The organism is Gilliamella sp. Fer4-1 (assembly GCF_001690515.1).
In the GTDB taxonomy this organism is placed as follows: Bacteria; Pseudomonadota; Gammaproteobacteria; order Enterobacterales; family Orbaceae; genus Gilliamella; species Gilliamella apicola_C.
The window spans coordinates 1-872 of the sequence record NZ_LZGZ01000126.1 but is presented as its reverse complement, the minus strand read 5'-3'; the positions used below and the strand labels follow the sequence as shown (position 1 = coordinate 872).

Here is an 872-nt window from a genome sequence, read left to right as displayed (position 1 = left end):
TATTGGAATTTTTACAGGCATTATAGTGAATTTTATTGGTTTACCGTTACCTAACTTTATCGATAAATCAACCAAAATGGTGAGTGAGATGACCGCACCTCTTTCATTAATTGTTTTAGGAATGGGACTGGCGGAATATAAAATTCGAGATAAACTTTTAATTACAACAGCTATCTGCACATTAAAATTGGCTATGTTACCTATTGTTACTTATATTTTAGGTAAACTCATTGGACTACCAACTTTAGAATTGCAAGTGGTGGTATTACTCAGTTCAGTTTCAATTGCGATAAATTGTTATATGATGGCAAGGCAGTTTGAAGTGTTGCAAGGCGCTATCGCTTCAAGCTTATTAATATCAACGATGCTATCTTCTATTACAACACCGTTAATTTTATCAATTATGACACATTTACCTTAGAGTTTTAATTTATCACCAAACGGTATAGAATCCTGAATATTTTTTACAAAACCTATCACCTGAAAAATGCATACTGGGCTTGCCGTCTTAATTTATCTTTAATCGATTTTTAAATTTTAACCAAATGATCAATGACATGATTAATGGTTTTATAACGTTTGTTGCTACTGGTTAAGAAGACAAATTGCTTCAAACAGGCTTTTTTAGCAGGTTACAAATCATTGAACGATTCATCAAAATGTTTAGCCAAATCAGTGGTAGTTATTTTTCTTTATGATATAAGTGCCATATCGCAATCTTTGATTTACGTTAGTTCTGTTTTTTATGTCTATTTATGACGGACGTTTCTCAAATTACTGTCAATAACGCGAATAATTCCTACAGATTATTGTTCTTAACTTAATGAGCAATTTTAACTTTGTAGTGTAGCAATAGTGCCAACATAATGACT

1 protein-coding gene is annotated in these 872 nt (G+C 31.5%); it reads left to right on the top strand.

Features of this window, described 5'->3' with window-relative positions; all coding sequences use genetic code 11:
• Nucleotides 1–421 (top strand): AEC family transporter (locus A9G30_RS04360; RefSeq protein ID WP_218057718.1); only part of this gene is annotated, 421 nt, incomplete at its 5' end.
• Nucleotides 422–872: the final 451 nt, after the last annotated feature.